Source organism: uncultured Ramlibacter sp. (assembly GCF_936925435.1).
Classification (GTDB): domain Bacteria; phylum Pseudomonadota; class Gammaproteobacteria; order Burkholderiales; family Burkholderiaceae_C; genus Ramlibacter.
Map to the genome: position 1 here is coordinate 108,468 of NZ_CAKZHQ010000004.1, position 26,089 is coordinate 134,556.

29 protein-coding genes are annotated in these 26,089 nt (G+C 67.4%); 7 read left to right on the forward strand and 22 right to left on the reverse strand.

All coding sequences use genetic code 11. The annotated features are described in order from the left end of the window. Nucleotide 1: 1 nt before the first annotated feature. The 10 genes from Q0632_RS04115 to Q0632_RS04160 form a co-directional block, all read right to left on the reverse strand. Nucleotides 2-331 (reverse strand): AzlD domain-containing protein, encoded by a 330-nt coding sequence (locus tag Q0632_RS04115; RefSeq protein ID WP_298924638.1) that lies wholly within the window; start codon nucleotides 329-331, stop codon nucleotides 2-4. Beyond that, nucleotides 328-1,083 (reverse strand): AzlC family ABC transporter permease, encoded by a 756-nt coding sequence (locus tag Q0632_RS04120; protein WP_298924640.1) that lies wholly within the window; start codon nucleotides 1,081-1,083, stop codon nucleotides 328-330. Before Q0632_RS04120 ends, Q0632_RS04115 begins: the two co-directional genes overlap by 4 nt. Before the next feature lie 70 nt (nucleotides 1,084-1,153). Then, entirely contained in the window at nucleotides 1,154-2,098 is a 945-nt protein-coding gene (locus tag Q0632_RS04125) for a Gfo/Idh/MocA family oxidoreductase (RefSeq protein WP_298924642.1), read from the reverse strand. Nucleotides 2,099-2,173: 75 nt separating this feature from the next. Next, a complete protein-coding gene (locus Q0632_RS04130; RefSeq protein ID WP_298924644.1) occupies nucleotides 2,174-3,028 on the reverse strand; it encodes a class III extradiol dioxygenase subunit beta in 855 nt (284 codons plus the stop codon). After that, nucleotides 3,029-3,418, reverse strand: coding sequence for a protocatechuate 4,5-dioxygenase subunit alpha (ligA, locus tag Q0632_RS04135; RefSeq protein ID WP_298924646.1), 390 nt, complete (start codon nucleotides 3,416-3,418; stop codon nucleotides 3,029-3,031). A gap of 21 nt (nucleotides 3,419-3,439) precedes the next feature. Further along, nucleotides 3,440-5,161 carry a tannase/feruloyl esterase family alpha/beta hydrolase gene (locus tag Q0632_RS04140; RefSeq protein ID WP_298924648.1) on the reverse strand — a complete coding sequence of 574 codons (1,722 nt, stop codon included), beginning with the start codon at nucleotides 5,159-5,161 and terminating at the stop codon, nucleotides 3,440-3,442. Between the two features lie 37 nt (nucleotides 5,162-5,198). After that, nucleotides 5,199-6,107, reverse strand: a complete 909-nt coding sequence (locus Q0632_RS04145; RefSeq protein ID WP_298924650.1) for an amidohydrolase family protein — start codon at nucleotides 6,105-6,107, stop codon at nucleotides 5,199-5,201. 2 nt (nucleotides 6,108-6,109) lie between these two features. Beyond that, entirely contained in the window at nucleotides 6,110-6,793 is a 684-nt protein-coding gene (gene ligK / locus Q0632_RS04150) for a 4-carboxy-4-hydroxy-2-oxoadipate aldolase/oxaloacetate decarboxylase (RefSeq protein ID WP_298924652.1), read from the reverse strand. 1 nt (nucleotide 6,794) lies between these two features. Beyond that, the gene (locus Q0632_RS04155) at nucleotides 6,795-7,829 is read right to left on the reverse strand and encodes an amidohydrolase family protein (protein WP_298924654.1); all 1,035 of its coding nucleotides are present in this window, start codon (nucleotides 7,827-7,829) and stop codon (nucleotides 6,795-6,797) included. A 40-nt stretch (nucleotides 7,830-7,869) separates the two neighbouring features. Then, the gene (locus Q0632_RS04160; RefSeq protein ID WP_298924656.1) at nucleotides 7,870-8,559 is read right to left on the reverse strand and encodes a substrate-binding domain-containing protein; all 690 of its coding nucleotides are present in this window, start codon (nucleotides 8,557-8,559) and stop codon (nucleotides 7,870-7,872) included. 107 nt (nucleotides 8,560-8,666) lie between these two features. On the opposite strand from Q0632_RS04160, the gene Q0632_RS04165 reads away from it, so the two are divergent. Continuing rightward, on the forward strand, nucleotides 8,667-9,572 hold the full coding sequence (locus Q0632_RS04165) for a LysR substrate-binding domain-containing protein (protein ID WP_298924658.1): 906 nt from the start codon (nucleotides 8,667-8,669) through the stop codon (nucleotides 9,570-9,572). Nucleotides 9,573-9,575: 3 nt separating this feature from the next. Here the strand turns inward: Q0632_RS04165 and Q0632_RS04170 are convergent, their stop codons facing one another. Beyond that, nucleotides 9,576-10,466 (reverse strand): LysR substrate-binding domain-containing protein, encoded by an 891-nt coding sequence (locus Q0632_RS04170; RefSeq protein ID WP_298924660.1) that lies wholly within the window; start codon nucleotides 10,464-10,466, stop codon nucleotides 9,576-9,578. Nucleotides 10,467-10,557: 91 nt separating this feature from the next. Here Q0632_RS04170 and Q0632_RS04175 point away from each other — a divergent pair, with 91 nt between their 5' ends. After that, nucleotides 10,558-11,751, forward strand: coding sequence for an MFS transporter (locus tag Q0632_RS04175; protein ID WP_298924662.1), 1,194 nt, complete (start codon nucleotides 10,558-10,560; stop codon nucleotides 11,749-11,751). Beyond that, nucleotides 11,748-12,560 (forward strand): 2,5-didehydrogluconate reductase DkgB, encoded by an 813-nt coding sequence (gene dkgB / locus Q0632_RS04180; protein ID WP_298924665.1) that lies wholly within the window; start codon nucleotides 11,748-11,750, stop codon nucleotides 12,558-12,560. The genes Q0632_RS04175 and dkgB overlap by 4 nt, the downstream gene beginning before the upstream one ends. Nucleotides 12,561-12,563: 3 nt before the next feature. Here dkgB and Q0632_RS04185 read toward each other — a convergent pair whose 3' ends face one another. The 7 genes from Q0632_RS04185 to Q0632_RS04215 all read right to left on the reverse strand — a co-directional run bounded on the left by Q0632_RS04185 (nucleotide 12,564) and on the right by Q0632_RS04215 (nucleotide 19,183). Continuing rightward, entirely contained in the window at nucleotides 12,564-13,463 is a 900-nt protein-coding gene (locus tag Q0632_RS04185) for an NAD(P)-dependent oxidoreductase (protein WP_298924667.1), read from the reverse strand. 5 nt (nucleotides 13,464-13,468) lie between these two features. Then, nucleotides 13,469-14,452 (reverse strand): tripartite tricarboxylate transporter substrate binding protein, encoded by a 984-nt coding sequence (locus Q0632_RS04190; RefSeq protein WP_298924669.1) that lies wholly within the window; start codon nucleotides 14,450-14,452, stop codon nucleotides 13,469-13,471. A gap of 158 nt (nucleotides 14,453-14,610) precedes the next feature. Further along, entirely contained in the window at nucleotides 14,611-15,315 is a 705-nt protein-coding gene (locus Q0632_RS04195) for an ABC transporter ATP-binding protein (RefSeq protein ID WP_298924671.1), read from the reverse strand. Then, nucleotides 15,308-16,078 carry an ABC transporter ATP-binding protein gene (locus Q0632_RS04200; protein ID WP_298924672.1) on the reverse strand — a complete coding sequence of 257 codons (771 nt, stop codon included), beginning with the start codon at nucleotides 16,076-16,078 and terminating at the stop codon, nucleotides 15,308-15,310. The genes Q0632_RS04195 and Q0632_RS04200 overlap by 8 nt, the downstream gene beginning before the upstream one ends. After that, nucleotides 16,075-17,040: a branched-chain amino acid ABC transporter permease gene (locus Q0632_RS04205; RefSeq protein ID WP_298924674.1), complete on the reverse strand. Its 966-nt coding sequence runs from the start codon at nucleotides 17,038-17,040 to the stop codon at nucleotides 16,075-16,077. Before Q0632_RS04205 ends, Q0632_RS04200 begins: the two co-directional genes overlap by 4 nt. A gap of 1 nt (nucleotide 17,041) precedes the next feature. Continuing rightward, nucleotides 17,042-17,902, reverse strand: coding sequence for a branched-chain amino acid ABC transporter permease (locus Q0632_RS04210; RefSeq protein WP_298924676.1), 861 nt, complete (start codon nucleotides 17,900-17,902; stop codon nucleotides 17,042-17,044). 108 nt (nucleotides 17,903-18,010) lie between these two features. After that, nucleotides 18,011-19,183 (reverse strand): ABC transporter substrate-binding protein, encoded by a 1,173-nt coding sequence (locus tag Q0632_RS04215; protein ID WP_298924678.1) that lies wholly within the window; start codon nucleotides 19,181-19,183, stop codon nucleotides 18,011-18,013. 282 nt (nucleotides 19,184-19,465) lie between these two features. On the opposite strand from Q0632_RS04215, the gene Q0632_RS04220 reads away from it, so the two are divergent. Beyond that, nucleotides 19,466-20,593 carry an ABC transporter substrate-binding protein gene (locus Q0632_RS04220; RefSeq protein WP_298924680.1) on the forward strand — a complete coding sequence of 376 codons (1,128 nt, stop codon included), beginning with the start codon at nucleotides 19,466-19,468 and terminating at the stop codon, nucleotides 20,591-20,593. Between the two features lie 3 nt (nucleotides 20,594-20,596). Here the strand turns inward: Q0632_RS04220 and Q0632_RS04225 are convergent, their stop codons facing one another. Further along, nucleotides 20,597-21,358, reverse strand: a complete 762-nt coding sequence (locus Q0632_RS04225; protein ID WP_298924682.1) for a GntR family transcriptional regulator — start codon at nucleotides 21,356-21,358, stop codon at nucleotides 20,597-20,599. 129 nt (nucleotides 21,359-21,487) lie between these two features. On the opposite strand from Q0632_RS04225, the gene Q0632_RS04230 reads away from it, so the two are divergent. From Q0632_RS04230 to Q0632_RS04240, 3 genes are read left to right on the forward strand one after another with little or no spacing between them, the layout of a single operon-like run. Beyond that, nucleotides 21,488-22,519, forward strand: a complete 1,032-nt coding sequence (locus Q0632_RS04230; RefSeq protein WP_298924684.1) for an aromatic ring-hydroxylating dioxygenase subunit alpha — start codon at nucleotides 21,488-21,490, stop codon at nucleotides 22,517-22,519. A gap of 5 nt (nucleotides 22,520-22,524) precedes the next feature. Continuing rightward, entirely contained in the window at nucleotides 22,525-23,481 is a 957-nt protein-coding gene (locus tag Q0632_RS04235) for a PDR/VanB family oxidoreductase (protein ID WP_298924686.1), read from the forward strand. A gap of 53 nt (nucleotides 23,482-23,534) precedes the next feature. Further along, nucleotides 23,535-24,641: a 5-methyltetrahydropteroyltriglutamate--homocysteine S-methyltransferase gene (locus Q0632_RS04240; RefSeq protein WP_298924689.1), complete on the forward strand. Its 1,107-nt coding sequence runs from the start codon at nucleotides 23,535-23,537 to the stop codon at nucleotides 24,639-24,641. A gap of 41 nt (nucleotides 24,642-24,682) precedes the next feature. Here the strand turns inward: Q0632_RS04240 and Q0632_RS04245 are convergent, their stop codons facing one another. The 3 genes from Q0632_RS04245 to Q0632_RS04255 are packed head-to-tail and all read right to left on the reverse strand — an operon-like array spanning nucleotide 24,683 to nucleotide 26,078. Continuing rightward, nucleotides 24,683-25,156, reverse strand: a complete 474-nt coding sequence (locus Q0632_RS04245) for a DM13 domain-containing protein (protein ID WP_298924691.1) — start codon at nucleotides 25,154-25,156, stop codon at nucleotides 24,683-24,685. Beyond that, nucleotides 25,153-25,680 (reverse strand): Rossmann fold nucleotide-binding protein, encoded by a 528-nt coding sequence (locus Q0632_RS04250; RefSeq protein WP_298924692.1) that lies wholly within the window; start codon nucleotides 25,678-25,680, stop codon nucleotides 25,153-25,155. Before Q0632_RS04250 ends, Q0632_RS04245 begins: the two co-directional genes overlap by 4 nt. 8 nt (nucleotides 25,681-25,688) lie before the next feature. Further along, on the reverse strand, nucleotides 25,689-26,078 hold the full coding sequence (locus Q0632_RS04255) for a hypothetical protein (protein ID WP_298924695.1): 390 nt from the start codon (nucleotides 26,076-26,078) through the stop codon (nucleotides 25,689-25,691). Nucleotides 26,079-26,089 lie beyond the last annotated feature (11 nt).

Consider the following 26,089-nt stretch of genomic DNA (forward strand, 5'->3'; position numbering starts at 1 on the left):
CTCACCAGCCCAGAGCAAAACGCAGCACCAGCATCACCGCCGTGCCGCACACGATGGTGCCCAACAGGCTCTGGCGCCAGACGTAAAAGCCCAGGCCCGCCGCCGCGCCGAACAGGCGCGCGTCCTGCCAGGTCTGGACCAGGTGGCCCTGGGTCATCACGATCTCGGGCGCGACCACCGCCGTCAGCGCGGCAACCGGGGCGTAGCGCAGGCCGTCGCGCAGCCAACGCGGCATCGGCAGCTCGCGTTCGGGCAACAGGAAGAATGCGCGGCACAGCAGGGTGACAACGGCCATGCCCAGGATGGTGAAGAAGACCTCCCACTGGCTCATGCAGCCTCCACAGGGCGCGCCCGTTGCGCGAGGGCACCCACCGCCACCGCGGCTGCGATGGCGACAACGATGTTCAGGCGCAGCGGCAGCGCATAGGCGGCCACGGCAGCGCAGCCGGCCACCAGCGCGGCGATCCAGGTCGAGCGGCTGCGCAGCTGGCTGCAGGCCAGTGCCAGCAGCGCCATGGTGCCGGCGAAGCCGACGCCCCACTCGGTGGGGATGGCGTGGCCGGCGACGATGCCGGTGACCACCGAGGCCTGCCAGGCCCCCCAGTTGACCACGGTGGCGCCCCAGAAATAGTCCACCTGGCCGGGCTCTCGCCGCTCCTGCGGAAAGCGGCGCAGGAAGATGGCGAACAGCGTGTCACCCATGAAATAGCTGAGTATGACGCGATTGCGGCGCGGCAGATGGCCGAAGTACGGGCGGTACTGGTAGCTGAAGACCAGGAAGCGCAGGTTCACGCAGGCCACCGTGGCCCAGACCACCCACATCGGCGCATCACCGGCGATCAGGGGCAGCGCCGCGATCTGCGAGGAACCGGCCGACACCAGGAAGGACATCAGCACGGCCAGCGGCACGCCCATGCCGCTCTTGCCCATGGCCACGCCGGCCACCATGCCCCAGGCAGCGATGCCGATGGCCAATGGCAGGCAGTCGCGCATGCCGGCGCGGAACATGGGCCGCCGCAGCGTCGCCAGCAGCCGGCGGCGCAAACGGGCCAGGCGCTGCTTCAGGTCCGGTGCATCGCGCATGGGAATCTAGTGAAAAAGGCCCGTAGCCCCCGTGAAATGGGCTCGGGCCGCTATTGAAAACGCAGCAAGCTCAGGCCAGCTGCTGCTCCAGGTCATGCAGCACCTGGTAGCAGGGCAGGACCTTGGCGACACTGGAATTGGGCTCGCGGCCTTCGCGGATCGCGGCGAAGAACTCGCGGTCCTGCAGCTCGATGCCGTTCATCGAGACGTCCACCTTGGACACGTCGATTTTCTCGTCCTTGCCGTTGAACAGGTCGTCGTAGCGGGCCAGGTAGGTCCCGCTGTCGCCGATGTAGCGAAAGAAGGTGCCCAGCGGGCCGTCGTTGTTGAACGACAGCGACAGCGTGCAGATCGCGCCATTGGCGGCCTTGAGCTGGATGCTCATGTCCATGGCGATGCCCAGCGTGGGATGGATGGGGCCTTGCACGGCGTTGGCTTTGACGATGGGGCTGCCGCACTGGTAGGCGAACAGATCCACCGTATGAGCCGCATGGTGCCACAGCAGGTGGTCGGTCCAGCTGCGCGCCTGGCCCAGCGCGTTCATGTTGGTGCGGCGGAAGAAATACGTCTGCACATCCATCTGCTGGATGTTGAACTTGCCAGCCTGGATTTCCTTGTGGACGTACTGGTGGCTGGGGTTGAAGCGGCGGGTGTGGCCGCACATGGCGACCAGGCCGGTCTTCTTCTGCAGCTCGACGACGGCCTGCGCATCCTTGAGGCTGTCGGCCAGCGGGATCTCGACTTGCACGTGCTTGCCGGCCTGCATGCACGCGATGGCCTGGGCGGCATGCATCTGCGTGGGCGTGCACAGGATGACGGCGTCCACTTCCTTCAGGGCCAGGCTGTCGGCCAGATCCGTGGTGACGTGGCCGATGCCGTATTTGGCGGCGACCTCTTTGGTCTTGTCGATGTCGCGGCTGATGAGCGAGACGACTTCCACGCCGTCGATCAGCTTGATGCCGTCCAGGTGCTTGATGCCGAAGGCGCCGGCGCCGGCGAGGGCTACTTTGATCATTTCATTTCCTTCCAGTCAGTTGGGGACAGAGCAAGCCCGCCGCGCTGCGGCTCTTGGTCTGTCCCGCAAAGTTGCTTAGCTATTTTCCAGAATCAGGTGACCCACAGCGGTGTTCGACGCGGGCACATGGTAGAAGCGGTGCTTGACCTTGGGGGCTGGGCCGCCGGCCAGGTCGCTCATGGCGCCGCGCGCGATCAGCCACATCACCAGCTCGATGCCTTCGCTGCCGGCCTCGCGCACATAGTCGATGTGCGGCACGGCGGCCTGGCCTTCGGGGTCGGCGATCATGCGGTCCAGGAAGCCGTTGTCGAATTCCTTGTTGATCAGGCCGGCGCGCGGGCCCTGCAACTGGTGGCTCATGCCGCCCGTGCCCCAGATATGGACGTTCAGGTCCTCGTCATAGCTCTCCACCGCCTTGCGGATGGCCTTGCCCAGGTTCAGGCAGCGCTGGCCGCTGGGCACGGGGTACTGCACCACGTTGACAGCGAACGGTATCACCGGGAAGGGCCATGCCTGCGGCTGGCCGCACATCAGCGACAGCGGCACGGTCAGGCCATGGTCCACGTCCATCTTGTTGACGATGGTCAGGTCAAAGTCCTGCTGGATCACCGACTGTGCGATGTGCGAAGCCAGGTCGGCATGGCCTTGCACGACCGGCACCGGCCGCGGGCCCCAGCCCTCGTCGGCCGGCGTGTAGCTGTCGGCGGTGCCGATGGCAAAGGTCGGAATCATGTCCAGGCTGAAGGCCGTTGCGTGGTCGTTGAAGACCAGGAAGACCACGTCGGGCTTGTTGTCCTTGAGCCATTGCTTGGAATAGTCATAGCCCTGGAACACGGGCTGCCAGTACGGCTCGGCCGTCTTGCCCAGGTCGAGCGCCGCGCCGATGGCGGGCACGTGCGATGTGAAAACGCTGGCTGTGATGCGTGCCATTTACTTTTTCTCCCCTGTGTAGCGGTTGCCCTCGACCGAGCGGCCGCCGGCGATCATCATGTTGCGGTACTGCTCCTCGCTCATGCCGGTCATGCTGCCGGCCATCTGCTGGAAGCTCTTGCCATCGGTGGCGCCGATCTTGGCCAGGAAATAGATGTTGCCGCCCAGCGCGATGCAACGGTTCAGGTCGCGGTCGATCACGGCCAGCTTCTGTGCCTCGGTCATCTGCCATTCGTCCAGGTAGGCGCGCTCATTGGCCTTGAAGCGGACCCGGTTGTCGGCCTTCATCAGGGACATGCAGAACTGGTTCAGGTGGTAGCCCTTGCGCGACTGCTCGGCGTCGAAGATGGTCGTGCCGGGCACGTCCAGGTAGGGTTTGTCGAGAGACATGGTGTGGTTTCCTTCAAATCTTCAGCGGGTGCATTCGAAGCTGCCCGCCTGGGCGGCGTCGCCGCCGCGGTAGCGCGGCCAGGCCGGCCATTCGCACAGGGGACGGCTGCGCAGCACGGGGAACTTCGGTGCATTGAGGTCCTGCTCGGCCAGCTCCAGGCCCTCGGGCGGCAAGCCGCGTTCGGTCCAGGCGACCAGGGCGCCGAACATGTCCACGTTGGCCGGCGCGCCGCTGCCCACGTGGTCGACGCCCGGCGCGGTGTACAGGCGCATGAAGGCGCGTGCCCTGTCCAGGCCGATGCCCTGGACCACCGACTCGTAATAGCGGATGCCGGCAAACGGGCTTTGCGCGTAGTCGGCCATGTGCTCCAGCACGATCAGCTTGCCGCCGCGGGCCTGGAAGGTCGACAGCTCGGGATTGGTACCGTCCATCAGCTGCGACACCTGCGCGATGCGGGCCGCGAAGTTCTCCGGCCTGTACTGGCGCACGTCGCCCTGGGGGTCGCGGGCATAGAAGTACTGCAGGGCGCCGCTGCCGTAGAACCAGGCAATGCCATTGGCCGGCACCGGCGGGACGGCGGGCTCGGCCGAGCCCAGCCACCAGGCGCTCCAGCCGCCGGTGGGTCCGGAAGCGGGCGTGCCCTCGCCGCCGATGCTCCAGCCGGGGTAGCCGGTCACGCCATGGGCCAGCGGCACCGGCGAGCGCCAGTCGCTGCGCAAGGTGCGCACGGCCTGCACCTGCTTGTCAGCCAGGCAGGCGTCGCCGCCGGTGCCGGTGCCGGCCGTGCAGCGCAGGCTGGCCGGGTCGAAGCTGCGCAGGCAACCCTCGAAGTTGGACACCACGCCGTCGGCCAGGCCGTCGGCAGCGTCGCAGGTCTTGAGCACGGCGTCGTGCACCAGCTTGACCTGGGCCGGCCGCAGCCAGCCCTCGCCCATGCTGGCAATGCCGTTGCGGGTGCCGGCATGCTGCAAGCCGGTCCAGTTGATGACGGGCACGCGGCTGAAGATGCCGTCGAAGTCGTATGGGTAGCGCTGGGCCATGACCAGGCCCTCACGCCCGCCTTCCGAGCTGCCGACGAAGTACAGCCTGGCCGGCTTGCTGCCATAGGCCCTGTGGGTCATGGCAACGGCGACGTCACGCACCTTCTTGTAGGAAGCGTGAGCAAAGTTCTCCAGGGCCTCGTCATTGAGCGCGAAGGCCTGCGGCGGCTGACCGGCCTGGTTCTGGTGGCCCGAGTCCGTGCCGTAGGTGACATAGCCCTGGGCCAGCGGCGTGGGCTGCTCGTAGCGCGCGCCGGGCAGCAGCGCCAGGCCGCTGATCAGCACGCCATTGAAGGCGCCGCCGCCGTATTGCACGCTGCGGCCGTTCCACTGCGCCGGCAGGTTGATCTGGAACAGGATGGGCGGCGCCTTGGGGTCCAGTGGCGCGATGCGACCTAGGACCCGGCAGTAGGCCGGGGTGTTGGGCGTGATGCGCCCAGCCGGCGTAGCGCCGCGCTCGGCCACGGCCAGCGGCGTCACCGGCATCCAGGTGGCCGAGTCGATGCTGGCATCCCCGCTGGGCAGGCCGATGACGGTGGCCGGCAGGGGCGCGGTGAGCGTGGCGCAGGCCTGCGGCGGCTTCTCGCCCAGGTTGAGAGACACCGCACCCGGCAGCGGCGGCGTGCCGCAGGCCGCCAGCAGGCCGGCCGCCAGGGCCACAGCCAGGGCGGCGGGGCGAAGGACAGATGCGCGCTCGTTCATGCTTGTCTCCTGCTGTGGGGGTGCCAGAGGTGGCGCTTCAGCCCCAGTACAGCCGGGTCGGATTGTCCACCAGCAGCTTGCGCTGCAGTTCGGCGGTGGTCGCGATGTGCGGGATGAAGTCCACCAGCAGGCCGTCGTCGGGCATGTGGTCCTTCAGGTTGGGATGCGGCCAGTCCGTGCCCCAGAGCACCCGGTCGGGGAAGGTCTCGACGATCTTGCGGGCAAAGGGAATGACGTCGCGGTAAGCGTTCTGTTCGCCGTTCAAGGCCTTGGGCCCGGCAACCGACAGGCGCTCGGGGCAGCTGACCTTGGACCAGACGTTGGGGTACTCGGTCATGAACTTCTGGAACAGCGCGAACTGCGGGCCGTCCACCGGCAGGCTGACGTCGGGCCGGCCCATGTGGTCGACCACCACCGTGGTCGGCAGCGCGGTGAAGAAGTCCCACAGCTCGGGCAGGTCCACAGCCTCGAAGTAGATCACCACATGCCAGCCCAGGGGGGCGATGCGCGCGGCGATCTCCATCAGCTCGTCCTTGGGCGTGAAGTCGACCAGGCGCTTGACGAAGTTGAAGCGCACGCCGCGCACGCCGGCGGCATGCATGTCCTGCAGTTGCTCGTCTGTGACGCTGCGCTTGACCGTGACCACGCCGCGGGCCTTGTTGTTCGAGTGCTTCAGGGCATCGATCAGGGCGCTGTTGTCGGCACCGTGGCAGGTGGCCTGGACGATGACGTTCTTGTCGAAGCCCAGGTGGTCGCGCAGGGCGAACAGCTGCTGCTTGCTGGCGTCGCAGGGCGTGTACTTGCGCTCGGGCGCGAAGGGGAACTCGTTGCCGGGGCCGAACACGTGGCAGTGCGCGTCCACGCTGCCGGGCGGCAGCTGGAACCTGGGTTTGCTGGGGCCGGCGTACCAGTCGAGCCAGCCGGGGGTCTTGGTGAATTCAGTCATGTTCAGTCAATGTATTTAAGGCCCAGCTTGGCCAGCGGCTCTCGCATGCTGTACATGTCCAGGCCCAGCACGCCCGAGGCCAGCTTGGCGCGCTTCTCGCCTTCGAAGGACTCACGGGCCGCGGCAGCGTCGGCGGTCTTGCCGGCCAGAGCGGCGGGCACGACGACCACACCGTCGTCGTCGGCGACGATGGCATCGCCCGGCTGCACGCTCATGCCGGCGCAGACGATGGGAATGTTGACCGAGCCCAGGGTGGCCTTGACCGTGCCCTTGGAGCTGATGGCCCGGCTCCAGACCGGAAAGCCCATCTCCTGCAGCGTCTTCACGTCGCGGCAACCGCCGTCGATGATCAGGCCGCGGGCACCGCGTGCCATGAAGCTGCTGGCCAGCAGGTCGCCGAAGAAACCGTCGGTGTTGTCGGTGGTGCAGGCCGCCACGACGATGTCGCCGGGCTGGATCTGCTCGGCCGCCACATGCAGCATCCAGTTGTCACCGGGCTGCAACAGCACGGTGACGGCCGTGCCGGAGATCTGCGCGCCCGGGTAGATGGGGCGCATGTAGGTCTTCATCAGGCCGACGCGGCCCATGGCTTCGTGCACCGTGGCCGAGCCCAGGCTGGCGAGCTTGTCGGTGGCCGCGCGGTCGGCCCGTTGGATGTTGCGGTAAACAACGCCGAGTTCGAACATGTCAGAGTCCCTTCGTCTTCAGGAGTGCGTCCAGGCGCGGGAACACGCGGCGCGTGTTGGCTTCGTAAATCTGGTGCTTGTCGTCGGCGCTCAGGATGGTCGAGGCCTCGATGTAGCGCTTGGTGTCGTCGTAGTAGTGGCCGGACTCCGGATCGATGCCGCGCACGGCGCCGATCATCTCGGAGGCAAACAGCACGTTCTTGACCGGGATCACGGTGTTGAGCAGGTTGATGCCCGGCTGGTGGTAGACGCAGGTGTCGAAGAACACGTTGTTCATCAGGTGCTCGGACAGCAGCGGCTTCTTCATCTCCTGGGCCAGGCCGCGGAAGCGCCCCCAGTGGTAGGGCACGGCGCCGCCGCCGTGCGGGATCAGGAAGCGCAGGGTCGGGAAGTCCTTGAACAGGTCGCCCTGGATCAGCTGCATGAAGGCCGTGGTGTCGGCGTTCAGGTAGTGCGCGCCGGTGGTGTGGAAGGCTGGGTTGCAGGAGGTAGAGACGTGGATCATCGCCGGCAGGTCGTACTCCACCATCTTCTCGTAGATGGGGTACCAGAGCTTGTCGGTCAGCGGCGGGCTGGTCCAGTGGCCGCCCGAGGGATCGGGATTGAGGTTGATGCCGACGTTGCCGTATTCCTTGACGCACTTCTCCAGCTCGGGGATGCAGGTCGCGGGGTCGACGCCGGGCGACTGCGGCAGCATGGCCACGGGCACGAAGTGGTCGGGGAAGAGCTGGCTGACGCGAAAGCACAGCTCATTGCAGATGGCGGCCCAGGTGGACGACACCTGGAAGTCGCCGATGTGGTGGGCCATGAAGCTGGCGCGCGGCGAAAACAGGGTGATGTCGCTGCCGCGTTCCTTCATCAAACGCAGCTGGTTACTCTCGATGGACTCGCGCAGCTCGTCGTCGCTGATCTTCAGGTCGGCGACCTTGGGCATCAAGGATGCGTCCTTGGTGCCGGCAATCTGCTGGTTGCGCCAGGTCTCCAGCGCCTTGGGCGCCGTGGTGTAGTGGCCGTGGCAATCGATGATCAGGCTCATGCTCTCTTGTCTCCTCAAAACGTGTTCAGTCTGGAATGCGTCAGGCCGGGTCCATGCCCTGGCGCCGCTTGGCGTCCACCGTGTCGGGCGAGGCGAGGAAGTCCAGCATGCGGCGCACTGCCTCTTGCTGCTTTGACGTCGCGCAAACTCCGGCGGAAAAAGTCGTGGTGATCTGGATGGCGGGCGGCAACGGGCCGGCGACGGTGATGCCTTCCAGGTGCATCAACTCGCTCAGCTGCTGGAAGCCCAGAGCGACTTCGCCCTTGGCCACCAGCGAGCCCACGGGCACGCCGGGCGGCGCCTGCACGGTGCGCTGCGCCACCTGGTCGGCAATGCCCCAGCGCTCGAACAATCTGGCCAACGCGACGCCACTGGGGCCGGTGGAGTAGCCGATGGTGGACGCGGCCAGCACGGCCTGCTTGACCGCCTCTTCAGACGACAGGCCGGGCAAAGCAGCGCCGGCGCGCACGGCCACGGCGACGCCGGAATGCACTAGGTCGACCTTGCTGCCGGCCAGCACATGGCCAGCCGCTTCGAGCTTGGCGATGGCGTCGGAGGCCAGCACCACGACGTCAAAGGCCTCGCCGGCCTGCACGCGCCTGGCGGCGTCGACCCCGCCTACCGACTCCATTGCCACGGCGGTGCCGATGCGCTGTTCGTAGGCGGCCAGCAGCTCGGCCAGCAGCTGGCGCGTGGCCATCGAGGAAATACCGCGGAGCACTGCGTTCATGGCGGCGATTTTGCGCGCCGCAGCGGCCCTGCGGAAGGCAGCCCCCCCGCTATCAGCTATAACACCTCGGCATAATGGCGCCTTAGCTATTCAAAACCAGGCGGACCGTGGACCTCAAGCAACTGGCGTATTTCGTGCGCGTCGCCGAGCTCGGCAGCTTCACCCGTGCCGCCATCGCGCTGGACGTGGCCCAGCCCGCGCTCAGCCGGCAGGTGCGCCTGCTGGAAGTGGAGCTGCGACAAAACCTGCTGACCCGCAACGGCCGCGGCGCCACGCCCACGGAAGCCGGCAAATTGCTGCTGGAGCATGGCCGCGGCATCCTGCACCAGGTCGAGCGGGCCCGCGAGGAGCTGGGCCGGGTGCGCGGCGCCCTGGCCGGCCGCGTCGCCATCGGCCTGCCACCCAGCGTGGCCAAGGTGCTCACCGTGCCCCTGGTGCGCGAGTTCCGCAAGCGCATGCCCGAGGCCACCCTGTCCATCAGCGAAGGCCTGTCGGTGGGCATGCACGAGGCCCTGGCCAACGGCCGGCTGGACATCGCCCTGCTCTACAACGCCGGCCCCAGCCCCGAGCTGGAGCTCACGCCGCTGCTGGAAGAGCCCCTGTTCCTGGTGCAGCGCCGCAGCGGCAAGACTGCGGCGCGGGCCCGCTCCATCGCCCTGCGCGAACTGGCCGCCCTGCCCCTGGTCATCCCCAGCCGGCCCAACGCCATCCGCATGCTGGTGGAAACCGAGATGGCCAAGCTGGGCTGCCAGCTGCAGGTGGCGCTGGAGATCGACGGCGTGGCCGCCATCCTGGACCTGGTGGAGGACGGCGCCGGCAGCGCCGTGCTGTCGCACAACGCGGTCGCCACCTCGGCCCACCCGCAGGCCTTTGCCCTGCGGCCCATAGCCACACCCGGCCTGCGCAGCAAACTGACCGCGGCGATGAGCTCGCAGCGCCCCGCCACCCTGACCCAGACCTCGGTGTTGCAGCTGATCCAGCAGACCGCGCGCAGCCTGCTCGCGCCCGTCTGAGGCTCAGGCCTGCTGCGCCATGCGCGCCGCCAGGAAGTCGACGAAGCAGGCGATGCGCCCCGACAACGCGGTGTTGCGGTAGTAGACCGCGCTGACCGGCCGGCGCATGTCCACCGTGAGATTGGCCAGCACCTGCACCAGGGCGCCCGAGCGGCGGTCGGTCTCGGTCATGAAGTCCGACAGGCAGGCCAGGCCCTGGCCCGCCAGCGCCAGCTGGCGCAGGGTCTCGCCGCTGGAGGCCGCCAGTGTCGGCCGGGCCTGCCATTCGTCGCCATGCGCGCCACGCAGCGGCCAGGCATTGAGCGCCTCCTGGGTGAAGCCCAGCAGGCTGTGCCGCTCCAGCGCCGCCAGCGTGCGCGGCCGTCCCTGCTGCTCCAGGTAGGCCGGGCTGGCCAGCACCCGCAGCCGGTGGCTGGCCAGCGGCCGCGCATGCAGGCTGGAGTCCTCCAGCTTGCCGATGCGGATGGCGACGTCGGTGCGACGCTCCAGCAGGTCGATGAAGCGGTCGTCGGTGTTGAGTTCCAGGGTGATCTGCGGCCAGGCGGCGCGGAACTCGCCCACCAGGGGCACGATGGCATGCAGCATGAAGGGCGTGGCGGCATTGACCCGCAGCAGGCCGGCGGGCTGCTGGCGGCGCAGCGCCATCTGCTCCTCGGCGGCATCGATGGAAGCCAGGATGGCGCGGGCGTGGGCCAGGAAGGCCGCGCCCTCTTCCGTCAGTTCGATGCGCCGGGTCGTGCGCCGCATCAGCGTGGTTTCCAGCTTGCGTTCCAGCCGGCCCAGGGCCCGGCTGATGCCCGACACGGTCTGGCCCAACTGCTCGGCGGCGGCCGTGATGGAGCCTGTGTCGTGCACTGCGACAAAGGCCAGAAGTTCTTCGAGCGTTGTTTTCATTCTTGATTCCAAGTCAAGGATATTCTGCTTCCAACCGGCTTTTTCTGCAAAATACCCGGCCCCACACTCCGTCCTCCCAAGGAGTGTTCCCATGCCCATCGCCCTGCTCGCGCTGACGCTCAGCGCTTTCGCCATCGGCACGACCGAGTTCGTGATCGTCGGCCTGATCCCCACGGTGGCGGCCGACCTGGCCGTCAGCGTGCCCTCGGCCGGCCTGCTGGTCAGCCTCTATGCCCTGGGCGTCGCCATCGGCGCGCCGGTGCTCACCGCCCTGACCGGCAAAGTGCCGCGCAAGTGGCTGATGCTTGGCCTGATGGCCTTGTTCACCGCCGGCAACCTGCTGGCCTGGCAGGCGCCGGGCTATACCTCGCTGGTCGCGGCCCGGGTGCTGACCGGCCTGGCGCATGGGGTCTTCTTTTCCATCGGCTCGACCATCGCCACCGGCCTGGTGCCCAAAGACAAGGCTGCCAGCGCCATCGCCACCATGTTCACCGGCCTGACCGTGGCCCTGGTCACCGGCGTGCCCCTGGGCACCTTCATCGGCCAGCACTTCGGCTGGCGCGAGACCTTTCTGGCGGTGGCCGGCCTGGGCGTGCTGGCCTTCCTGGGCACCTTGCTGTTCGTGCCGCGCGGCATTGCGCACAAGGCGCCGGCCTCGCTGGCCCAGCAGGCCCGCGTGCTGACCCAGCCACGCCTGCTGCTGGTCTTCGCCACCACGGCCGTGGGCTACGGCGGCTCCTTCATTCCCTTCACCTACCTCGCGCCCATCCTGCAGGAGGTCTCGGGCTTGCAGGCCAGTGCCGTGGGCTGGGTGCTGCTGGCCTATGGCGTCTCGGTGGCCGTGGGCAACATCTGGGGCGGCAGGCTGGCCGACCGCCTGGGGCCCATCCCGGCGCTCAAGATCGTCTTCGCCGCCCTGGCCGCCGTGCTGCTGCTGCTGAACTTCACGGCGCCCCATCCCTGGCTGGCCGTCGCCACCGTGATGCTGTGGGGGGCTTTCGCCTTCGGCAACGTGCCGGCCCTGCAGGTCTATGTGGTGCAGCAGGCCCAGCGCGTCGCGCCGCAGGCGGTGGACGTGGCCTCGGGCCTGAACATCGCCGCCTTCAATGTCGGCATCGCCTTCGCCGCCTGGGCCGGCGGCCTGATCGTCAGCCAGGCCGGCCTGCTGCACACGCCCTGGATCGGCGCCGTGGTGGTGCTCGGGGCCCTGGCCCTGACCCACCTGAGCGGCCGGTTGGACCAGGCCATGGCGCAAACTGCACTCATTCCAAGGACCAACGCATGAGCACCCACACCATTCCTCCCTTCGGCCTGGGCACCTACCGCCTCAAGGGCCAGACAGTCATCGATTCCGTGCGCAACGGCCTGGCCCTGGGCTACCGCCTGGTCGACACCGCCCAGATCTACGGCAACGAGGCCGAGGTCGGCCAAGCCATCGCCGACAGCGGCGTTGCCCGCCAGGACCTGTTCCTGACCACCAAGATCTGGGTCGACCACTATGCGGCGGACAAGCTCATTCCCAGTCTGAAAGAGAGCCTGGCCAAGCTGCGCACCGAGCAGGTCGACCTGACCCTGATCCACTGGCCCTCGCCGGGCGGCGCCGTGCCGGTGGCCGAATTCATGGGCGCGCTGGCCCAGGCCAAGGCCCAGGGCCTGACGCGGCTGATCGGCGTGTCCAACTTCAACATCGCGCTGATGCAAGAGGCCATTGCCGCCGTCGGCGCTCAGGAGATCGCCACCAACCAGGTCGAGCTCCATCCCTATTTGCAGAACCGCAAGCTCGCGGCTTTTGCGCAAAGCCAGGGTATCGCCGTCACCTCGTACATGACCCTGGCCTATGGCGAGGTTCTGAAAGACCCGGTGCTGCTGCAAATTGCCGGCGCCCACGCAGCGACGCCGGCCCAGGTTGCCCTGGCATGGGCGATGCAGCAAGGCTACGCCGTGATCCCCTCGTCGACCCAGCGCGTCAACCTGGAGAGCAATCTGCAGGCCCGCCACCTCAAACTGAGCGCAGCGCAGATGGAGCAGATCGCGGCGCTGGAGCGCGGCCACCGCCTGGTCAACCCGGAGCGACTGGCCCCGGCCTGGGACTGAAGCTCAGTCCTTGCGCGCGGCGAGGAGCCGGTCGGCGTAGGCCTGCCAGGGCGCGTCCTTGGGCAAGCCCTGGAAGACGCCGGCCGCGGCCTGGTCGGCCACCCACTGCTGCTTGTCGGCGATGGCCGCCGCCATCAAGGGATCGAAGCCGGCCTCCCGCACGGTGTTGGCCGCTTCGCGCATCTCCTCGGCGCGGCGCTTGCCGTGCTGGACCACGCGGCTGAAAAAGTAGGCGCCCTGCTTGTGCCAGTCGATGGAAGGGAAGGTCTCGGCCAGCGTGGGCAGCACGTGGTCTTCGACGCCGTACTGGCGCGCCGTGGCATAGCTCTCGATGACCAGAGCTTCCAGGCCCTTGATCATCACGCTGCGGCACATCTTGATGGCCGAGGCCACGCCCAGTTGTTCGGACACGGCCTTGGCATCCAGCCCCCAGGAGGCCAGCAGGGCTGCGAGTTCCGCCGCCCTGGCGCCGCCCAGCAGCATGGGCACCTTGATGCCATAAGGCGGCACCGAGGTCATGACACCCGCTTCCACGTAATGCGCGCCAGCCCCATCGATCAGGGCCGCGGCCTGCTGCTTGATGCCGGGCGAGGCAGAGTTCAGGTCCAGGAAGATGCTGCCGGGGCGGATGGACTGCGCCGCCTCCTGCGCCACGGCCAGGGTGTTGGACGCGGTGACGGCGGAGATGAGCAGGTCGCTGGCGGCGCACAGGGCCTGCATCGAGGGCTGGGCGCTGACACCGGCCTGGGCCGCGTGCGCCTTCTCGGCTTGCTGGCTTGCGGCGGCGGCGAACTTCAGGTCCCAGGCATGGGCGGCCGTGACGCCGGCCTTGTCCTTCAGGCCGGCCGCGAAGGTCTTGCCGACTTCGCCGTAGCCAATCAGGCCGATGGTCTGGACGCGCATGGCGTTCACTGCTTCTGGATCTTGGCGGCGCTGATCACATCGCCCCAGCGCTTGATGTCGGCCGACAGCCGCGCATTGAGCTGCTCGGGTGTGCTGCTCTGGGCGACGAGGTTGAGCTCGAGCAGGCGCTGCTTCACATCAGGCAGGGCCAGGGCCGCCACGATCTCCTTGTTCAGGCGGGCGATGGCGGCGGGCGGCGTCTTCGCCGGCACGGCCAGGCCGTTCCAGGAGGAAACGTCGAAACTGGCCAACGCCCCGCCGCTCTCGCGCGCCGCCGGCACGTCGGGCAGCTGCGGCGCGCGTTTGGCGCCCAGCACGGCCAGCGGGCGCAGGACCTTGGCATTGATCTGGCCCATCAGCGGGCCCAGGATCTCGATGGCGGTGTCGACCTGCCCACCGCGCAGCGCGGTGATGACCGGTGGCGTGCCATTGAAGGGGACCACCTGGGCATCGACGCCGGTGGTGATCTTGAACAGCTCCGCCGCCAGGTGCTGGGTCGTGCCCATCTGCGGCGTCGCCAGGTTGAGCTTGCCGGGGTTGGCGCGGGCCCAGGCCAGCAGCTCGCCCAGGGTCTTGAAGCGCCCGCCCTCGGCCACCACGATGGCCAGGTCGAAGGTCGCCAGCATGGACACCGGCGCGAAGTCTTTTTGCGTGTCGAAAGGCAGGGTCTTGAACAGCACCTCGCTGACCGCCGTGCCGCTGGACACCAGCAGCAGGGTGTGGCCGTCGGCTTCGGCGCGCGCCACCAGGTCACCGGCGACGATGCCGCCGGCGCTGGGCTTGTTCTCGATCACCACGCTCTGGCCCAGCGGGCCGGCGATCTTCTGCGCGATGGTGCGTGCCGTCAGGTCGGCGGCGCCGCCGGCGGCGTTGGGCACGACGATCTTGAGCACCTTGGACGGGAAGGTCTGGGCCGCCGCCAGGCCCGGCAGCAGGCCGGCCAGTGCCAGGGCGCCGCCCTGGGCCAGAAACGCGCGTTTCGCTTGCATCTTGTGCTCCTTCAGGGCTCTAGCCCCCGTCGATATTGCCTACTTAGCTACCGAAACAGTAGCACCCAGATTCGTGGGCCATCGCGGATCCGGCTTAGCCGGGCCGCTGGTGGCGCCCCCTTGAGGGGGAGGCGCCGCAGGCGCTTCGGGGGTGGACTCTACCGCGCGACGCCGAGCAGCCGGTCCAGCAGCTCGGGCTGCTCGCGCAGCTGCTGCGCCGTGCCGGCATGGACCACGCTGCCGCGGTCCAGCACCACGGCGCTGTCGGAGATCGCCAGGATGGCCTGCGGATGCTGCTCCACGATGATGGCCGACAGGCCCTCCTCGCGCGTGATGCGGCGGATGGCGCGCAGCAGTTCTTCCACGATGATGGGCGCCAGGCCTTCCAGCGGCTCGTCCAGCAGCAGCAGCCTGGGGTTGAGCACCAGGGCGCGGGCCACGGCCAGCATCTGCTGCTCGCCGCCCGACAGCTGCGTGCCCAGGTTGGTCTTGCGTTCGGCCAGGCGCGGGAACATGGCGTAGGCTGCATCCGGCGTCCACTTGCCCGGCCGCGCGACGGCGGTCAGGTTCTCGTGCACCGTCAGCGACTTGAAGATGTTGCGCTCCTGCGGCACCCAGCCGATGCCGGCGGCGGCGCGCTGGTGCGGCGCCAGCTTGTGCAAGGCCACGCCGCCCAGGCTGATGGCACCGCCATGCTGGCGCGTGGCGCCGGCCAGGGTGTTGATCAGCGTGGTCTTGCCCGTACCGTTGCGGCCCAACAAGGCCAGGGTCGCGCCCTCGTCCAGGGACAGGCTCACGCCGTTGAGGACGACAGCTTCACCGTAGCCGGCGCTGAGGTTCTCGACTTTCAGGAGTTCAGCCATGAGCCGCTTCCTCCCCGTGGCCGAGATACACCGCCTTGACCTGGGGGTCGTTGGCGATCTGCTCGGGGTCGCCCTCGGTCAGCACCGTGCCGTTGACCAGCACCGTCATGCGGTTGGCAAAACTGAAAACCAGGTCCATGTCATGTTCGATCAGCAGCACCGAGACGTCGGCCGGCAAAGCCGCCACCGTCTGCAGCAGTTCTTCGCGCTCGCCGGCGGGCACGCCGGCCACCGGCTCGTCCAGCAGCAGCACGCGCGGCTCGCAGGCCAGCGCAATGGCGATCTCCAGCAGGCGGCGCTTGCCGTAGGCCAGGTGCTCGGTGCGCTGGTTCATCACCTCAGCCAGCCGGAACTGCTCGAGCAGCTGCAGGCAGCGCTCGGCCACGGCCTTGTCCGCGCCCAGCGGCTGCCACAGCTTGGCGCCCAGGCCGCGCTGCTGCGAGACCACCATGGCCAGGGTTTCCAGCGGCGTCATGGAGTTGAACAGCTGGTTGATCTGGAAGGTGCGCACCATGCCGCGGCGCACACGCTGGTACGGCGCCAGGCGGGTGATGTCCTGGCCTTCCAGCGTGATGATGCCCTCGGTGGGATCGAGCACGCCGGTCAGCAGGTTGATCAAGGTGGTCTTGCCGGCGCCATTGGGGCCGATCAGCGCGTGGCGCGCGCCCTTGCGCAGGTTCAGCGTGACGTTGTTGGTGGCGGTGATGCCGCCGAAACGCTTGACCAGGCCCTGGGCTGAAAGAACGATGTTGTTGTCGCTCATGCCTTGCCTCCCTTGCCGAACCAGGTCCAGGGCTTGAACAGGCGCTCGCGGCCCACCAGCACCAGCACCACCAGGAACAGGCCGATCCAGAAGGTCCAGTACTGCGGCGTGATCTGCGAGATCACGTCTTGCAGCAGCTTGAAGACCACGGCACCGACGATGCCGCCGTACAGCCAGCCCACACCGCCGATCACCAGCATCAGCATGACGTCGGCCGAGCGGTGGAACTCCAGCACCTCGATGGAGGCGAAGCCGGAGGTCTGCGTGAACAGGGCGCCGGCCGCGCCGGCCATGGCCGCGGCGATGGTGTAGACCGAGACCAGGCGGGCATGGACCGGGATGCCGATGGCCATGGCGCGCAGGCGGTTGTCGCGGATGGCCTCCAGCGTCGCGCCGAAAGGCGAACGCACGATGCGCCGCGCCGCCAGGAACAGGACGAAGAGCACAGCCAGCGAGTAGTAGGCAGCCGTCTGGCCCGACAGGTCGAACTCGAACTTGCCCAACACGGGCGCGAACATCAGGCCCTGGATGCCGTCCATGCCGCCGGTGATCCAGTCGAGCTTGTTGGCCAGCTCGTACAGCAGCAGCGCGACGCCCAGCGTCACCATCAGGCGCGTCAGGTCCGTGCCGCGCAGCACGGTGAAGCTGGCCACAAGGCCCAGCAGCGCCGTCACGGCCATCGCCACCAGCAGGCCCAGATGCGGGTCGGGCATGACGTGCTTGCAAAACAGCGCGGCCGCGTAGGCGCCGACACCGAAGAAAGCCGTGTGGCCCAGCGAGACGATGCCACCGTAGCCCAGCACCAGGTCCAGCGAGACGGCGAACAGCGCCACATAGGCGATCTCGTTGATCATCAGGGCCTGGGAAGGCATCAGCGCGGGCGCGGCAAACGCCAGCAGCCACAGCACCGGCTCCCAGGGCCGGATGCGGTTGGCGCGCAAAAGGCTTTGTTGCGTGTCCATCTTATTTGCCCCCCTGGCGCACGAACAGGCCGTTGGGCCGCCACAGCAGGATGGCGATCATCAGCGCGTAGACGATGAAGGCTCCCATCTTGGGGATGTAGTACTTGCCGGCCACGTCAGCGATGCCCAGCAGCAGCGCCGCCAGCAGCGGACCGGTGATCGAGGACGTGCCGCCCACGGCCACCACGATCAGGAAATAGATCATGAATTTCAGGGGAAACGAGGGATCCAGGCCCAGCACCTCGGCGCCCAGCGCGCCGCCCAGGCCGGCCAGGCCGGAACCAAAGGCAAAGGTGGAGAGAAACACCACGTTGACGTTGATGCCCAGGCCGGCGGCCACGCGCTGGTCGTCCACCGAGGCGCGCAGGCGGCTGCCAAAGCGGGTGCGCGTCAGGATGAACTGCAGACCCACGGTGAGCGCGGCGCAGACGGCGATGATGAACAGCCGGTAGTGGCCCATGCCCAGCGAGCCGATCTCGGTGCGGCCCTTGAGCCAGGCCGGCAAATGGATGATCTGCTGCGAAGAACCCACGTAGTAGTCCACCGCGGCCACGGCCATGAAGACCAGGCCGATGGAGAACAGCACCTGGTCCAGGTGCGGCTTGTTGTACAGCGGCCGGTACAGGGTGCGCTCCAGCACCGCGCCCAGCAGGGCGGCGCCGGCAAAGGCGATGGGCAGGCACAGCAGGAAGGGCACGTCCAGGCGCTGCATCAGCAGCACCGTGATGTAGCCCCCCACCATGGCAAAGGCACCATGGGCCAGGTTGATGAAATTCATCAGGCCCATGGTCACCGCCAGGCCGACGGCAAGAATGAACAGCAGCATGCCGTAGGCAACGCCGTCGAAAAGGATCGTCAACATGAAGATGGGGGGAGTTCTACCAGGGACACCGCGGATCCGGCTTCGCCGGGCCGCTGGTGTCGCCCCCTGAGGGGGAGGCGACGCGCAGCGGCGCTTCGGGGGGGAGTCTTATTTTGTCTTGCCCGGGTCCTTGACGTCCTTGATGACGTCAAATTCCACATTCCACAACTGGCCGTCCTTCTTCTCGACCTTGCGCAGGTAGATGTTCTGCACGACGTCGCGGGTCTGGGCGTCGATGAAGATCGGACCGCGCGGGCTTTCGAAGATCTGGCCCTTCATGGCGCCCAGCAGGGCCTCGCCGCCGCCCTTGCCGCCGGTCTTCTTGAGCGCTTCGTAGATCACGCGCATGCCGTCATAGCCGCCCACGGCCATGAAGTTGGGGCGCAGGTTCTTGTTGGCCTTCTGGAACTCGGCGACGAACTTCTTGTTGGCCGGCGAGGGGTGGAAGGTGGAGTAGTGGTGCGAGGTGACCACGCCCAGGGCCACGTCGCCCATGTCGTTGAGTTGATCGTCATCGGTCACGTCGCCGGTGCCGATCAGCTTGATGCCGGCCTTGTCCATGCCGCGCTCGCCGAACTGCTTCATCACGGCGGCGCCGGCGCCCGAGGGCACGAAGACGAACAGCGCGTCGGGCTTGAGGTCGCGCACCTTCTGCAGGAAGGGGGCGAAGTCCGGGCTCATCAGCGGCACGCGCAGCGACTCCACCACCTTGCCGCCGTTGAACAGGAAGCGGTCCTTGAAGTACTTCTCGGCGTCCAGGCCGGGACCGTAGTCGGACACCAGGGTGACGACGGTCTTGATGCCGTTCTTGGGTGCCCAGTCGGCCAGGCCCACCGAGGCCTGGGGCAGGGTGAAGCTGGTGCGCACGATGAAGGGCGAGGCTTCGGTGATGCTGGAGGTGGCGGCGGCCATCACCACCAGCGGCGTCTTGGATTGCGTGGCGATGGGGGCGACGGCCAGGGCCGAGGGCGTGATGCCCATGCCGGCCAGCACGTTGACCTTGTCGTTGACGGCCAGTTCCTGCGCCAGGCGGCGGGTGTTGGCCGGCACGCTGCCGTCGTCCTTGAGGATCAGTTGCACCTTCTTGCCGGCGACGGTGTCGCCGTTTTGCGCCATGTACAGGCGGGCTGCGGCCTCGATCTGGCGGCCGGTGCTGGCCTGCTGGCCGGTCATCGGCAGGATCAGGCCGATCTTGAAGACGTTGTCCTGGGCCAACGCAAGGCCGCCGGTTGACAGCATGGTGGCGGCAACGGCTGCCTGAATGAACGTTCTCTTGTGCATGGCGGTCTCCAAATCAAGTGTTGGCAAGGCGCAAGGCGGCGCGCAGGCGCGCGCCCCCGGAAGGAATCCGCGATTCTCAGCCCGCACCTTGAGGATGCAAAGCCCTGCCGCGGACTATCAGCTATCTGATTTTGCTATGGAAGTCCTTCAGTTATATAACGGATAGCCGGTCGCTCACTGGCTCCACGCTGACGCGGCATGGACAGCTCAGCCGCATCTAGTTATTCTTTGTAAACATCCCGCTGACTCCGGGGCACAAAAAAGAACCGAAGGACTCTCTCTATGACTTCGCTGCTGCGCAAGCTGCTGCTCGCCTCCCTTTTTGCCAGCTTCGCCGGCGCCGGCCTGGCCGACGTCGTGATCGGCCAGGTCGGCCCCTTCACCGTGATCCCGGTGCCCGACGCCCCGGAAATCAACCAGGGCATCAAGGCCTACGTGGCCCAGGTCAACAAGGCCGGCGGCGTGCGCGGCCACAAGCTGGACTTTTTCGAGCTGGACGACCGCTACAGCGGCGACGGCTTCGCCGAGCAGTTCAACAAGGCAATGGAACGCAAGCCGGTCGCCCTGCTCTCGCCCATCGGTTCCAACGCCCTCAAGCGCCTGCTCGACGACAAGCTGCTGGACACCTCCCCCGTGCTGGTGATGAACGCCATCCCCGGCGCCGAAAGCTTCCGCAGCCCAGGCCACCCCAAGCTGTTCCACATCCGCGCCGGCGACAAGCAGCAGATCGAGAAGATCATCACCCACATGCGCACCCTGGGCATGACCAAGGTGGGCGTGCTGTTCCAGGACCTGGGCATAGGCATCTCGGGCATGGCCATGGCGCAGGCCTCGGCCAGCAGCGTGGCCGGCCTGGAGCTCAAGGGCGTCAAGTCCGCCCCCGAACCGGCGCCGCTGGCGGCCGCTGCCCAGCAGATCAGCGCCATGGGCGTGCAGGCCGTACTGGTGATCGGCGCGCCGCGCTTCATGGCCGACGGCGTCGCCGCCCTGCGCAAGGCCGGCGTCCCGCAGTCGCTGTTCGTGCTGTCGTATGTGCCGGCCGGCCTGATCGTCAAGCTCGCCGGCCCGGAAGGCGCGCGCGGCGTTGGCATCGCCCAGACCTTCCCCAACCCGAACGGCAAGACCCTGCCCCTGCACCGGGAGTTCGAGGCTGCCATGAAGGCCGCCTTCCCGTCCGTCCAGGTCTACACGCCCTTCCAGCTGGAAGGCTACCTCTCGGCCCGCACCATCGGCGAGGCCATCCGGCGCAACAAGGAAAGCCAGCCCACCGCCGCCGGCCTGGCGGCCACGCTGGGCTCCATGGGCGAGATCGACTTCGGCGGCTACCGCGTCGACTTCAGCAAGGGCCCTGTGGGCAGCCGCTGGGTGGACATCGGCGTGATCGGCAGCGACGGCAAGCTGCGGTATTGACATTCAACCAACCTGGCGGATCAGCCGCACCGCCGGCATCCGCTCCAGGTTGGCGCCTTGCACCGCGTCGCGCAGGTTCCGCTGGGCGATGCGCGAATGCTCGCGCATGATGGCCTCGGCGCGCGTCCCTTCGCGGCGCGCGATCGCATCGAGCACCTGGCGGTGCTGGTGCTGGGCCACGACCAGCATGTCGCGCGCCTGCGGTGAATTGGCCTGCAGCACGACAAAGGCCGAAGGCGAGGCAAACGGCAGATTGACCACCCGCTCCAGCTCACGCGCGATCACCGTCCCGCCCGCCATCCCCGCCAGCAGGGTGTGGAACATCTGGTTCAGGCTGACGTAGCGCGTGAAAGCCTCGTCATCCAGCGCGCTCTGGCGCAGCACCGCGTCAACCGCATCCAGGCAGGCGCCGGCCTCGTCCAGCACGGCCTCCGGCACGCCGCGCTCGGCCGCCAGCCGCGCCGCCAGGCCTTCGACCGTGCCGCGCAACTCGATCGCATCGGCCACGTCCTGCTCCGAGAAGATGCGCACCGCGTAGCCGCCGCTGGCCAGGGCCTGCAGCAAGCCCTCCTGCTCCAGCCGCATCAGGGCCGCGCGGATGGGCGTGCGCGACATGCCCAGCTTGTCGACGATGGCCAGTTCGGCGATGCGGCTGCCGCCGGGCAACTCGCCGGCCAGGATCATTTCGCGCAGCCGCAGCTGGGCCTTCACTGCCTGGGAGGCACCGGCGTCGCCGGCTTCGGCATCAACAGGGATGGTGGTCATGGGCGGCCTTGCTGTATACATACTTCAAAGGAATATAACTACATTGCATTCATTCAAGCAAGTGATTTGGCTTGAATCCGGGTTTATGGCAAACTTCGTGGCGTTTCCTGTATACAGAAAGTCCACGCCATGTTCCCGAAAAACACCTGGTATGTCGCCTGCACCCCCAACGAAATCGACGACAAGCCGCTGGGCCGCAAGATCTGCGGCGAGGCCATCGTCTTCTACCGCGGCGCCGACGGCCAGGTCGCGGCTCTGGAAGACTTCTGCCCCCACCGCGGCGCCCAGCTCTCCCTGGGCACGGTCTGCGAAGGCAAGCTGGTTTGCGGCTACCACGGCCTGGTGATGGGTTGCGACGGCAAGACCGTGTCCATGCCCGGCCAGCGCGTGGGCGGCTTTCCCGCCATCCGCAGCTTCCCGGTGGTGGAGCGCTACGGCTTCATCTGGGTCTGGACCGGTGACGCGGCCCTGGCCGAGCCGGCCAAGATCCACCACCTGGAGTGGGCCGACAATCCGGCCTGGGCCTATGCCGGCGGCCTGTACCACATCCACTGCGACTACCGCCTGATGATCGACAACCTGATGGACCTGACGCACGAGACCTATGTGCACACCACCAGCATCGGCCAGAAGGAGATCGACGAGGCGCCGGTGTCGACCAAGACCGAGGGCGAGCAGGTCGTCACCAGCCGCTACATGGAGAACGTGATGGCGCCGCCGTTCTGGCGCGCCAACCTGCGCGGCAACAACCTGGCCGACGACGTGCCGGTGGACCGCTGGCAGGTCTGCCGCTTCACGCCGCCCAGCCACATCATGATCGAGGTGGGCGTGGCCCACGCCGGCAAGGGCGGCTACAACGCCGACCCCAAGGACAAGGTGCACAGCATCGTGGTGGACTTCATCACGCCCGAAACCGAGACCTCGATGTGGTACTTCTGGGGCATGGCGCGCAACTTCAATCCCAAGGACAAGGCCTTGACGGCGCAGATCCGCGAAGGCCAGGCCAAGGTCTTTGCCGAAGACACGGCGGTGCTGGAAGCGCAGCAGCGCAACCTCAGCAAGCACCCGGGGCGCAAGCTGTTGATGCTCAACATCGACGCCGGCGGCGTGCAGTCGCGCCGCATCCTGGACAAAATGATCGCCCAGGAACAAGGAGCCTGAAGGCCATGGAAAAACTCGAAGTCCGCGTCGTGCGCAAGCACACGGAAGCGCAAGACATCACCAGCTTCGAGCTGGCCCGCCCCGACGGCGCGCCCCTGCCGGCCTTTGGCGCTGGCTCGCACATTGACGTGCAGGTGCCCGGCGGCCTGACGCGCCAGTACTCGCTGTGCAACGACTCGGTCGAGCAGCACCGCTACCGCATCGCCGTGCTGCGCGACCCGGCCTCGCGCGGCGGCTCGGTCGCCATGCACGATGCGCTGAGCGAAGGCGACCTGCTGCACATCAGCGAGCCCAAGAACCATTTCCCGCTGCAGCAGGCCCAGCGCAGCCTGCTGTTTGCCGGCGGCATCGGCGTCACGCCCCTGCTGTGCATGGCGCAGCGCCTGTCCACCCTGGGCGCCGACTTCGCCCTGCACTACTGCGCCCGCGCGCCCGAGCGCACGGCCTTCCGCGAAGAGATCGCTGCCTCGGCCTTTGCCGCCAAGGTGCACTTCCACTTCGACAGCGGCGCACCCGAGCAGAAGCTGGACCTGGCCAGCCTGATCGCCAAGCCCGAGGCCGGCACGCATCTGTATGTCTGCGGCCCCTCGGGCTTCATCGCCCATGTGGTGGACACGGCCAAGGCCCAGGGCTGGCCGGCCGCGCAGATCCACCTGGAGTACTTCGGCGCGGCGCCGCAGGACACCTCGGCCGACGGCAGCTTCGAGGTGCGCATCGCCAGCACCGGCAAGAGCTGCACCGTGCCCAAGGACCAGACCATCGTGCAGGCGCTGGAGGCCCAGGGCATCGAGATCCTGACCTCCTGCGAGCAGGGCGTGTGCGGCACCTGCATCACCCGTGTGCTGGAGGGCCAGATCGACCACCGCGACATGTATTTCACCGACGAGGAGAAGGCCAGGAACGACCAGTTCACACCCTGCTGCTCGCGCTCGCTCTCGCCCGTGCTGGTGCTCGATCTTTAGCTACCATTTGCGCCTGCCCTGTTTTCTCCCAACAACGACCCGAGGACACATCCATGAGCCAACTCCCCGCCCGTTACGACCACGTCGGCAGTTTTCTGCGCCCCCAGTACCTGCTGGAAGCGCGTGAGCAAAAGGCCAAGGGCGACATCACGCCCGAGCAGCTGCGCGAAGTGGAAGACAAGGCCATCGCCGAGATCGTCAAGTTCCAGGAAGACGTGGGCCTCAAGAGCATCACCGACGGCGAGTTCCGCCGCACCTACTTCCACATCGACTTCCTGGAGCAGCTGGGCGGCGTCAAGACCGACATCCCGGTCACCATCCGCAAACCCGACGGCACGGAAGAACTGGCGCCGCCGGTGATCCGCGTGATCGACAAGGTGCGCCACGCCAAGGACATCCAGCTGGCGGACTTCCAGTTCCTCAAGAGCCAGGTGGCCAAGGGCAACACGCCCAAGGTGACCATTCCCTCGCCCACCATGCTGCATTTCCGCGGCGGTCGCGCCGGCATCAGCAAGGACGCTTACCCCGAGCTGGACCCGGCCTTCTATGACGACGTGGCCAAGGCCTACGGCGACGAGCTGCGCTCGCTGGCCGCCGCCGGCTGCACCTACGTGCAGATGGACGACACCAACCTGGCCTACCTGTGCGACGAGAAGATGCGCGAAGCGGCGCGCCAGCGCGGCGATGACCCCAACGAGCTGCCGCACCGCTACGCCAAGTTCATCAACAAGGTGGTGGCGCAAAAGCCCGCCGGCATGACCCTGGCCATGCACCTGTGCCGCGGCAACTTCAAGAGCACGCACGCCGCCGCCGGCAACTACGAGCCGGTGGCCGAGGCCCTGCTCAGCGAGATGAATCTGGACGCCTTCTTCCTGGAGTACGACGACGCCCGCTCGGGCGACTTCAAGCCGCTGCGCTACCTGCCCAAGGGCAAGACCGTGGTGCTGGGCCTGGTGACCACCAAGTTCGGCCAGATGGAAAGCAAGGACGACCTCAAGCGCCGCATCGATGAGGCGGCCAAGTACGCACCGCTGGACCAGCTGGCCCTGTCGCCCCAGTGCGGTTTTTCCAGCACCGTGCACGGCAACAACATCGCCGTCGAAGCCCAGCGCAACAAGCTGCGCCTGGTGATCGAGACGGCTCAGGAAGTCTGGGGCTGATCTTCACGCGCCACGCAGCCCCGGCAGTGCGCGCATGAGCGCTACTGCCTGTACTGCGCGGCCGTGATGAACTGCGAGAACGACTCGCACCAGACGATGACGGCCTTGTACTGCGAGACGTCGACCGATCCAGGAACGGCGACCACGAAGTTGTCGAAGGTGCGCACATCCCCCACGCGCACCATCTGCGGCTTCAGGCGGATGAAATCCGCCTCGGTCTCCAGGAACACAGGCGAGAGATAGAGCTTGTAGTCCGGCCCCGGCGCCAGCTTGCCGACCAGCACGATGCTTTGGCGGCCGACGGACACCGTGCCCTCGCCCCAATGGAGCGCGTCGCTGTCCTTGAGGTTGCGGCGAAACTGCCCGCTGTAGGCCGCCTGGCTTGCAGCCGAGGAAGCCTGCGCGTTCGTTGGCGCCGGCGGCGCCGTCAGGATGGGGAGCGCATAGATGCCCATCGCGAACCCCACTGCGAGAACGCAGGCATGCGATGCCACAAGCAGCAGGGTCTTCTTCATTGCGAGGCGCCTCGAACCAGCCCCAGCTTGCGCAGATGCCCCTGCAGTTCGGCGACCGTGCTCCAGGGAAGGATGGGCGAGTTCTCCCGCTCGTCGGGAGGATTGGACGGCAGCTCGTCCGACCAGCCGCCGCAGCCCACCAGCGGCAGCAGGGGCCGCTTGTGCAGCCAGGCCAGGTGCACCTCGGACTTGGTGCCAGCGCGGCCCCCGATGACGATGCAGGCATCGCCGGCCAGGGCCATCAGGAGGTTGCGGGCATCGCCCATGCCACAGGGAACAACCACGGTGGCCGGCCAATCCGCAGCAGGCATCTGGTCTGGCGGCACGATGCTCAGCACCAGGCCGTTGGCCTGGATGGCGCGCTCGGCCGCGACCCGGGTCGCAGGACTGCCGCAGCCACTGACCAAGGTGATGCCCAGGGCAGCCAGCGCCTCGCCGGCTGCGCCGGCAAGCTCGTAGGCAGGAGATCCGGGCTCGGCGCTGCCGAGCACACAGACTTGGGGTTTACGGTGCGATTCGATCATGCGCGCCTCTAGATCCAGCGATTCACAGCCTCTGCCGTGTCGCCGGGTTTGGTGTTGAAGCAGATCCGCGCACCCGGCGCGTGCTCGTGGATGGCATTGATGATTTTTTCGAACAGAAGAAAGTGGGTGGCGACAGTCCGCACACCCGCGCCGACCACCACGCAGTCGTACTTCCTGGTCTGGAGTTCAGTGCGCAGCACGATGTGCGCGGTGGCGCCAAAGTCAGTGAGACAAAGCCTCGCGTCGTGGCCCTGCGCCACCAGGCTGGCTGCGCTGGCATTGAGCCCTTCCATGACCTTGGCCGCGTTCAAGCCCGGGAAGGCGGAGAACTCGGGGCTGGAAAAGTCGATCAGCTCAGGCTGCAGGCCGACAATGAGGATGTTCTTCGGCATGGTCATTCTTCGTTCCT